Origin of the sequence: Streptomyces sp. SBT349, assembly GCF_001083795.1 — a bacterium.
Taxonomy (GTDB): Bacteria; Actinomycetota; Actinomycetes; order Streptomycetales; family Streptomycetaceae; genus Streptomyces.
This window is the reverse complement of sequence record NZ_LAVK01000294.1, coordinates 1-9,368: the sequence shown is the minus strand read 5'-3', so window position 1 is coordinate 9,368 and position 9,368 is coordinate 1. Positions and strand designations below refer to the sequence as shown.

The window sequence follows — 9,368 nt, the reverse complement described above, 5'->3', positions numbered from 1 at the left end:
TTCGAGCCGAGAGGGGGCGGTGGCCGAGTGCCCCTTCGGGCAACGGGGGTGGGGGACTCTTTTGGGACTTCAGCGCGCGGGGGAATTGAGGGGCGCGCGGGCTGGCTCTGCGCGCCCTTCCGGCCAGGATTGGGCGGTGGCCGGGTGCCGGTGCAGCCAGCGGCGAGCGGTCTCCAACTGTGCCTCGTTCTTGGACAGTTCAGTGGTTCCGGTCATGTCCCCGCGTACGATCCGGCCCGCGTAGTAGACGGCCACGAGGGCGTGACGAAAGTCCAGGAGGGGGATCAGCGCGCGCTCCGCCTCCGCCTCGGGCACGCCGCTGTGGTGCAGGTAGGCGTCGAGCAGAGGCCGGGCGCGGGCGGGGCCCCCGGCGTCCAGTACGAGGGTGGCCACGTCGTACATCAGCGGCCAGGTGCCTACGGAGCCCCAGTCGATGAGACCGCACCGGCCCGTCACCGGGTCGAGCCTGAAGTGCTCGGGCGCCGGGTCCCCGTGGGCCGGGCCCCAGGTCAGCGTCTCCGGGCGCAGCGCACGCAGGCGGGCCACTGCCGCCGTGACGGCCGGGCGTATCCAGGGGCGGAGGGCGAGTGCGGCCCCCTGGTCGGGGGGAAGGAGGTCGAAGCGGGCCAGCGCCTCGGCGCGGGCGACCGGGGTGGTGCCGAGGGCGGCGTGAACACGGCCGAGCGTCGCGCCCATGAGAACGGCGTCGGCCTGGGCCCCGCCGTCCAGCTCGCGGCCGTCGACCCAGCGCAGCAGCGCCAGCGCATGGGCCCCGGCGCTGATCACCCGGTGCCCGCCGTTGGTCGGTTCGGGGGCTCCGGTGGGGATCCCGGCGTCCTCGACGCGGGAGGCCAGCCGCAGCCCGTGGCGGAACTGCTCCTCGGGCGCCCCGAGGGGGACGGCCTTGGCCACCCACCGCCTGTTCCGGTGGGAAACCGTCCAGGTCGAGGAGTTCATGCCGCCCAGCAGGGGGGCGACGTGGGCGTCGCGCACGTTCCAGTGGGTGGCAAGCGCGTCGGCGATGTCCTGGTGGCACAGCACGGTGGTGACCTTTCCGGGATCGACAAGGGACCGCTACCCGACGCGGGCGGCGGATACGGCCTCGCACGCGGCGCCACGGGCACCGCCGGAAGGTTCACCTCACGGGCGCGACCCTACCCATGCACACACTCCCCGGGCACCCCCCTTTTCCTCGCAAGCCCCGTACACCCCTGAGAGGGCCCTGCCCCTGTTGGAAAGGCGCACGCACCCTGCCCGCGTGCCCCCGAGTTCCCCCGCGCGCCGAAGTCCCAGAAGAGTCCCCCACCCCCGTTGCCCGAAGGGGCATCCGGCCGCCGCCCAATCCTGGCCGGAAGGGCGCGCAGAGCCAGCCCGCGCGCCCCTCAATTCGCCCGCGCGCTGAAGTCCCAGAAGAGTCCCCCACCCCTGTTGCCCGAAGGGGCATCCGGCCGCCGCCCGACCCGGGCGCGCGGGGTCCCGGCGCCCCCCACGGGGCTGGAGAGGCTTTGGGCGGGAGCTGCGTTGGGGCGAGAGATCGGGGGCCCTTACGCTGGCCGGCGGATCGGGCCCCTGGGCCCCACCGCGTTTTCCCCGATCGGGCCCCCGATCTTAGAGGCTCGCCCCAACGGGGCTGCCTAAAGCATCGGAAGCCACCCCAGCCCCCCCTTTGACACCCACACAGCCATAGCGAAAGCAAACACACACAGCACCACCAGAGCAGGCAGCCCGCCAAGAGCCGCGCACCGAAAAGGCCCCCGCGTGGTCTGGACCTTTCGCCTCTCGGCAGATTAGAGCCCCCTCGTAGGGGCGTCAAGAGCACTGGCACACCAGGAATTTCAACGATGCGGGCCCACGTTCCGGCGTGCGAGAAGCCTTGACGCGGCCATGTCTCACCTCTTAAATCACGCATTAAGGAAAGAGGCGGGAGCCGTCCGTGCCCCCGCATCCCGGCCCCCACCACACCCAGGCGCCCTCGTCCGATGCTTCGCGATGATTCCTCACCGCGTTTGCAGACCGGCCGTCGGGCCGTCGTGCCCGCACCCGCGAGGAGGTGGGCGGGGTGGTTCCAGAGAGGCAGGAAGCCTTGAGACCGGCACTTGTGATGTCCGCACGACCGCATCCGCTCGCGATCCTGGGCGCCGCGCTGCTGGCCACCGCCATGCTGCTGATCGCCCCCGGCATGGCGCCGAGCGCCGCCGCCGCGGGCGAGCGCGTCGACGTCTGGCTCACCACCACCTCCGACTCCGGCGGCCGCAACGTCACCCGTGGCCTGCAACAGCAGACCCCGATCGCGTTCGGCCCGGCGGGCGGCTCCGCCAACCACACCATCACCGTCAACGAGGACACCAGGTACCAGCGCTTCGAGGGCGGCGGTGCCTCCATCACCGACACCACCGCCCACCTGCTGCGCGGCGGCGCCGTCAGCCAGGCGACGCGCGACGAGGTCATGCGCGAGCTGTTCTCGCCCACCGACGGGATCGGCCTGTCGTTCGTGCGCAATCCGATCGGCGCCTCCGACCTCTCCAGGCCCGGCCATGTGTCGCTGGACGACACCTGCTGCGACCTCTCCGACTTCGGGGCCAACGGCTACGACACCAACGTCCGGCTGCTGACCCAGCAGGCCCAGCAGCTCAACCCGGCGCTGACGGTCAAGGGCGTGCCGTGGAGCGCCCCCGGCTGGATGAAGGACAACGGCCGGATGGACCAGATGGGCTGGCTGAAGTGGGAGTACTACCCCATGTACGCCCAGTACCTGGTGCGGTACGTCCAGAGCTACGAGTCGGCCGGGGTGCCGATGGACTACATCTCCGTGCAGAACGAGCCCAACTGCTGCCAGGCGGGCAACCCCACCGCCATGAACTACCCGGGCATGAGCTGGAACGCGTCCGGGCTCATCGAGTTCACCAAGAACCACGTCTACCCGGCCTTCCGCGCCGCCGGCATCGACACCAAGGTCATGGTCCACGACTGGAACTACGGGGACTACGGCCAGATCGGCCAGCAGATCCTCGCCGACCCGGCCGTGCGCAACGACCCGCTGTTCGGCGGCATCGCGTGGCACGGCTACTTCGGCGACCCGGCGGTCGGCACGCAGGTGCACAACCAGTACCCGTCGGTCCCGCAGTTCTCCACCGAGCACTCGGGCGGCAACTGGATCGGCAACCAGCACAACGAGGACATGGCCGACATCGTCAACTACACCCGCAACTGGAGCGGCAGCCTCGTCAAGTGGAGCCTGGCGCTGAACCAGAACCAGGGCCCGCACAACGGTGGTTGCGGCACCTGCACGGGCCTGATCACCGTGCAGGAGGGCGGCCCCCGCGCCGGACAGGTCGACTACACCGTCGAGTACTACACGACCGGGCACCTCACCAAGTTCGTGCAGCCGGGCGCCCAGCGGATCGACTCCACGGCCAACGGCACCGTGCAGAACGTCGCGTGGCGCAACAGCAACGGCTCCAAGGCGCTGATCGCCCACAACGGCGGCACCTCCTCGCAGTCGGTCCGAGTCAACTGGGGCGGTCAGTCGTTCGTCTACACGCTCCCGGCCCGCACCACGGCGACGTTCACATGGTCGGGTGACCAGGCGGGTGGCGGTCAGGGGCAGACCGGCGCCCTGACCGGCCTGGCGGGCAAGTGCCTCGACGTGGCGGGCGGTTCGTCGGCCGACGGCACGCCCGTTCAGCTTCAGGGCTGCAACGGCAGCGCCGCGCAGCGCTGGACGGTCGGCGCCGACGGCACCATCCGCGCGCTGGGCAAGTGCCTGGACGTGAGCGCCGCCTCGACGGCGAACGGGGCACCGGTGCAGCTCTACGGCTGTAACGGGACCGGCGCTCAGCGCTGGTCCTACGACCCGGCGACCCACGACGTGGTCAATCTCGCGGCGGGCAAGTGCCTGGACGTCACGGGCAACACCTCGGCCGACGGGACACGGACCCAGATCTGGACGTGTACCGGCGCGGCGAACCAGAAGTGGACCCTGTCCGCCTGACCCTGTGACCCACTGACCGACCGACCCCACGGCCCGGCCGGCGTCCCCCTCCCCGGGCGCCGGGCGGGCCGTCCCGCGGTCGGCCACGGCCGCTGCGCACGCCGTCTGAGCTGGGCTTTCGCCTCCTTCCGGTTACGCTGGACGGACCGGAAGGGAGAGCTTCGATGGATCGCGGTATACGCACGGTGGAGGATGTCCTCACGCTCATGGACGGCCTGTTCGCGCCGGAGGCCGACCGGTGGACGGACTCCGCCGCCGCCTGGTGGGACGGCTTCTACGAGGACCGCTCACGGCCGGTGCCGTTCTTCGTGGACAAGCCGGACGAGAGCCTGGTGTCCTGCCTGGACCGCGGCCTGGTCACCGGCGGGCGCGCGCTCGACCTGGGCTGCGGCCCGGGGCGCAACGCCCTCCGCCTGGCCGCGGCGGGCTTCGCCGTGGACGCCGTGGACCTCTCGCCCGTCGCCATCGCCTGGGGCGAGGAGCGCGCCACCGAGGCCGGGGCCGAGGTCCGTTTCCACCTCGGCAACGCCTTCGCTCTGGCCGGCACCGCCCTGCGCGGGCCCTACGACCTGATCCACGACTCCGGCTGCTTCCACCACCTGCCCCCGCACCGCCGCGTCAGCTACCTGGCCCTGCTCGACCGGCTCCTGGCGCCCGGCGGCGCGTTCACCCTGACCTGCTTCGCGGCCGGGGAGGGCGGCATGGGCTCCGAGCTTCCCGACGCCGAGCTCTACCGCGGTTCCCGCCTCCACGGCGGCCTCGCCTACACGCCGGGGTCCCTGCGCCGGATCTTCGCCGGCCTGACCGAGGTCGAGCTTCGCCGCATGCGCGATGAGCCGCCCGGGTCGCCGTGCTTCGGCGAGTCCTTCCTGTGGACGGCCCTCTTCCGCAGGGACGCCGCGGGCGCCCTGCGCCCCGGTGCCGGGCGGGCCTGAGGCGGGCGGGCCTGAGGCGGGCGCGGCGGGCGCCGCGCGGCCCTCCGGGGCCGGGCCCCCGCCGCTCACCGCCATGTCGGATTCCCGCCAGCCAGGGCCCTCGCCATGGGCGATGCTGGATGCATGTCCACAGCGCAGAACGTCGCCCACGGCGAGCGGCTCGGTGAGATGCATCTCGACGAGGAGCGGTGTGTCCGTGCCGTCCAGGCGAAGGACTCCCGCTTCGACGGGGTGTTCTTCACCGCCGTCACCACCACCCGCATCTACTGCCGGCCCGGCTGCCCCGTCGTGCCGCCCAAGCCGGGGAACATGCGGTTCTACCCGAGCGCCGCAGCCTGCCAGCAGGCCGGATACCGCGCCTGCAAGCGGTGCAGGCCCGACACCAGCCCCGGCTCCCCCGAATGGGACCGGCGCGCCGACCTCGTGGCCCGCGCCATGCGCCTCATCGGGGACGGCGTGGTCGACCGCGACGGCGTTCCGGGCCTCGCCGCGCGCCTCGGCTACAGCACCCGGCAGATCGAACGCCAGCTTCTCGCCGAGCTGGGCGCCGGACCGCTCGCCCTGGCCCGCGCCCAGCGCGCCCAGACGGCGCGGCTGCTCATCGAGACCTCCGAACTGCCCATGTCGGACGTCGCGTTCGCCGCCGGCTTCTCCTCCATCCGGGCCTTCAACGACACCGTCAAGGAGGTCTTCGCGCTCTCGCCGAGCGATCTGCGCGTCCGCGCCCCCCGGCGGCGGACCGCGACCCCGGGGGTGTTGGCGCTGCGGCTGCCGTTCCGCCCCCCGCTCAACCCGAGCAACCTCTTCGGGCACCTGGCCGCCACCGCCGTGCCCGGCGTCGAGGAGTGGCGCGACGGCTCCTACCGGCGCACCCTGCGGCTGCCCCACGGTCACGGCATCGTCGCCCTCACCCCGGGGCCCGACCACATCGGCTGCCGCCTGACCCTCACCGACCTGCGTGATCTGGCCGTCGCCATCAGCCGCTGCCGCCGCCTGCTCGACCTGGACGCCGACCCCGTCGCCGTCGACGGGCAGCTGCGCGCCGACCCGCTGCTCGCGCCGCTGGTGGACGCGGGAGCGGGGCGGCGCGTGCCGCGGACCGTGGACGAGGCCGAGTTCGCCGTGCGGGCCGTCCTCGGCCAGCAGGTCTCCACCGCCGCCGCGCGCACCCACGCCGCCCGCCTCGTCAGCGCGCACGGCGACCCGGTCGAGGACGCGGAGGGCGGCCTCACCCACCTCTTCCCCACGCCCGAGGCGCTGGTCTCGCTCGACCAGGAGAAGCTGGCCCTGCCCCGCAGCCGCCGCGTCACCGTCACCACCCTGGTGCGCCACCTCGCCGAGGGCGGCCTCACCCTGGGCCCCGAGAGCGACTGGGACGAGACGCGGGTCCGGCTCGCGGCGCTGCCCGGGTTCGGCCCCTGGACCGTCGAGGCCATCGCGATGCGCGCCCTCGGCGACCCGGACGCGTTCCTGCCCACCGACCTCGGACTGCGGCGCGCCGCCCAAGGGCTCGGCCTCCGGTCCACCCCGGCCGCCCTCACCGCGCGCGCCGCCGCCTGGCGGCCCTGGCGCGCCTACGCGACCCAGTACCTGTGGGCCACCGACGACCACCCGATCAACGTCCTGCCCACGGAAGGCCCCACGCCATGACCCGCAACGCCCCGACCGCCAACGCCCCGGCCGCCAGCGCCCCGACCCGCACGCGGCACGCCGTCGCCGACAGCCCCTACGGCCCGCTCACCCTCGTCGCCACCGACGGGATCCTCAGCGGCCTCTACATGACCGACCAGCGGCACCTGCCCCCGGCCTCGTCCTTCGGGGAGCGCGTCGGCCTCTCGACGGCCCCGTTCGCGGCCGTCGTCGAACAGCTCGACGCCTACCACGCGGGCGAGCTGACCGAGTTCGACCTCCCGCTGCGGCTGGAGGGGACGCCGTTCCAGCGGGCGGTCTGGGAGCAGCTCACGCGCATCCCGTTCGGCGAGACCAGGACCTACGGTCAACTCGCCACGGCCCTCGGCAACCCCCACGCCTCCCGCGCCGTCGGCCTCGCCAACGGCAAGAACCCCATCAGCGTCGTCGTCCCCTGCCACCGCGTCATCGGCGCCGACGGAAGCCTCACCGGCTACGGCGGCGGCCTGGCCCGCAAGCGCCGGCTCCTCGACTTCGAACGGGGCGGCACGCTGCTCTGAAGTGCCCACGCCCGCGGCCGCGTCGGGCCAGGAATGCGGAAGGGCCGCGTCCGGACACGTATGACCCGAGTGAGCCTGGGTAGGCGCGCTCGCGGCACACCATTGCCCGGAAGCCGGGCGAGACCGACGGACACGGGAGGGACGATGACGGTGATGACGGCGACAGCGGCGACGACGGAGACGGTCCCCGACGGCCGTGTCGCGGGGCTGCCGGAGGTCGACGATCCGAGGAAGGTCGCCCCCAGGGACGCCAGGGCGCTGTCGAAGCTGTTCTTCGAACGGCTGGTCACCCTGGAGGAGGGGACGCACGCGTACCAGTACGCGCGCAACACCCTCATCGAGATGAACATGTCGCTGGTCCGCTTCGCCGCCGGGCGGTTCCGCAGCCGGGGCGACGACATGGAGGACATCGTCCAGGTCGGCATGATCGGCCTGATCAAGGCGATCGACCGGTTCGAGCTGTCCCGCGAGGTCGAGTTCACCACCTTCGCCGTGCCGTACATCATCGGCGAGATCAAGCGCTTCTTCCGCGACACCTCGTGGGCCGTCCACGTGCCGAGGCGCCTTCAGGAGGCGCGCGTGGAGCTGGCCCGCGCGACCGAGGAGCTCCGCACGCGCCTGGGGCGTTCCCCCACGGTGAGCGAGCTGGCCGCGCTGATGAACCTCACCGAGGACCAGGTGATCGAGGCCCGCCTGGCCTCCAACGGCTACAACTCCTCCTCCCTGGACGCCGCCATCGACAGCGACCAGGACGGGGAGGCCGCCCTCGCGGACTTCATCGGCTCGGAGGACCCGGCCATGGAACTGGTCGAGGACTTCCATGACCTGGCTCCGCTCATAGCAGGGCTCGACGAACGCGACCGGCAGATCATCCATATGCGGTTCGTCGAGGAGCTCACCCAGTCCCAGATCGGCGAGCGCCTCGGCTGCTCCCAGATGCACGTCTCCCGCCTGCTGTCCCGCGTCCTCGCCCGCCTGCGCGACGGCATGCTCGTGCGCCGCTGACACGCCCCCGGCGCGGGCCGGGTCAGGCGGAACGGGCGTGGTCCGCGAGGACTTCGCCGATCACCCGGCGGTGGTCGGCGGCCTGGGCGGGGTCGGTGCCGATGTCGCGGGCCAGGCAGATCAGGGCCTTCCACAGGGCCCAGCCGCGGGCCCGCGCCCAGGTGGCCTCGTCCTGCGCGACGGTGCGGCGGAACGCCTCCCGGCTCTCGTCGGCGAACATCGTCCAGGAGATCACCAGGTCGCACGCCGGGTCGCCGACGCCCGAGGTGCCGAAGTCGATGACGGCCGCCAGCCTCCCGTCCCTGACCAGCAGGTTGTTGCGGGCGATGTCGCCGTGGAACCACACCGGTTCGCCCCGCCACGTCGCGTCGAGGGCGGCGTCCCACACGGCCGCCGCCGAGGCGGTGTCCAGGTGCCCTTCGAGCGTTGCCAGGGCGCGGCGGGTCTCCTCGTCGTAGTGGGCGGGCGGCGCGCCGCGGTAGAAGCTGTGCGCGCCCGCACGGGGGCCGTCCGTCGCGTCGACGCGCTGGAGGGCGAGGAGGAACTCCCCGACGGAGACGGCGAACCGGGCCAGGTCGCCGATGCGTTCCGGGCTCGCCACCTCGCCGTCGAGCCAGCCGCGGACCGACCAGTCGAACGGGTATCCCTCCCCGGGCACGCCCCTGGCCACGACCGGCGGGACGGGCACGGGCAGCCGCGGTGCCAGTTCGGGGAGCCACCGGTTCTCCTTGGCGACCGCGGGGGCGTAGCCCTCGGCGGTGGGCAGGCGCACGGTCAGCTCGTCGCCGAGCCGGTACGTCCTGTTGTCCCAGCCGTCCACCTCGACCGGCGTCACCGGCAGGCCGGACCACCTCGGGAACTGCGCGGCGATCAGCCGCCGCACCAGCGCGGCGTCGATGCCCGCGCGGCCGTCGCGGGCGGCGTGATCACCGGGGAGCTGGGCCATGGCGGGATCATGACCCCCGTTCATGCGCCGCGCAAAGGAATTTCCGCCACCCGCCGCGCCCCGGACTCGGCGAGGGTCTGTGGAAACCGTTGACAAATCCCTGACAGGCTTGAAAACTCTGACTGCTTGTCGCGCAAGACATCGACTGTTCCGTGCAAGTTCCTCGCAAGGCTGCGGCAGGTGTAGTCCCCCCACCGGCCACGCCTGGCACGTATTCCAGACTCGACGGCGCGGCGACTAGCGTGGATCTCAGATTGCTGCCTCTCACTGACAATTATGAGCCCATGAGAACCAGGAGGTTA

At 72.6% G+C, this 9,368-nt stretch carries 7 protein-coding genes; 5 read left to right on the top strand and 2 right to left on the bottom strand.

Annotated features, from left to right (window positions below; all coding sequences use genetic code 11):
- Positions 1 to 69 precede the first annotated feature (69 nt).
- On the bottom strand, positions 70 to 1,041 hold the full coding sequence (locus tag ADY01_RS36160; protein ID WP_053171268.1) for a phosphotransferase enzyme family protein: 972 nt from the start codon (positions 1,039 to 1,041) through the stop codon (positions 70 to 72).
- A gap of 1,060 nt (positions 1,042 to 2,101) precedes the next feature.
- Between ADY01_RS36160 and ADY01_RS27485 the strand changes: the two genes are divergently transcribed.
- From ADY01_RS27485 to ADY01_RS27465, 5 genes are all read left to right on the top strand, one after another.
- Complete coding sequence (locus tag ADY01_RS27485) at positions 2,102 to 3,991, top strand: ricin-type beta-trefoil lectin domain protein (protein ID WP_049578906.1); 1,890 nt, start codon at positions 2,102 to 2,104, stop codon at positions 3,989 to 3,991.
- 164 nt (positions 3,992 to 4,155) lie between these two features.
- Positions 4,156 to 4,926 (top strand): class I SAM-dependent methyltransferase, encoded by a 771-nt coding sequence (locus ADY01_RS27480; protein ID WP_049578905.1) that lies wholly within the window; start codon positions 4,156 to 4,158, stop codon positions 4,924 to 4,926.
- 168 nt (positions 4,927 to 5,094) lie between these two features.
- Positions 5,095 to 6,576, top strand: coding sequence for an AlkA N-terminal domain-containing protein (locus ADY01_RS27475; RefSeq protein WP_049578909.1), 1,482 nt, complete (start codon positions 5,095 to 5,097; stop codon positions 6,574 to 6,576).
- A complete protein-coding gene (locus ADY01_RS27470) occupies positions 6,573 to 7,115 on the top strand; it encodes a methylated-DNA--[protein]-cysteine S-methyltransferase (RefSeq protein ID WP_049578903.1) in 543 nt (180 codons plus the stop codon). Before ADY01_RS27475 ends, ADY01_RS27470 begins: the two co-directional genes overlap by 4 nt.
- A gap of 153 nt (positions 7,116 to 7,268) precedes the next feature.
- Positions 7,269 to 8,120 (top strand): RNA polymerase sigma factor SigF, encoded by an 852-nt coding sequence (locus ADY01_RS27465; protein ID WP_049578908.1) that lies wholly within the window; start codon positions 7,269 to 7,271, stop codon positions 8,118 to 8,120.
- A 22-nt stretch (positions 8,121 to 8,142) separates the two neighbouring features.
- Here ADY01_RS27465 and ADY01_RS27460 read toward each other — a convergent pair whose 3' ends face one another.
- Positions 8,143 to 9,066, bottom strand: coding sequence for an aminoglycoside phosphotransferase family protein (locus tag ADY01_RS27460; RefSeq protein ID WP_049578901.1), 924 nt, complete (start codon positions 9,064 to 9,066; stop codon positions 8,143 to 8,145).
- Positions 9,067 to 9,368: the final 302 nt, after the last annotated feature.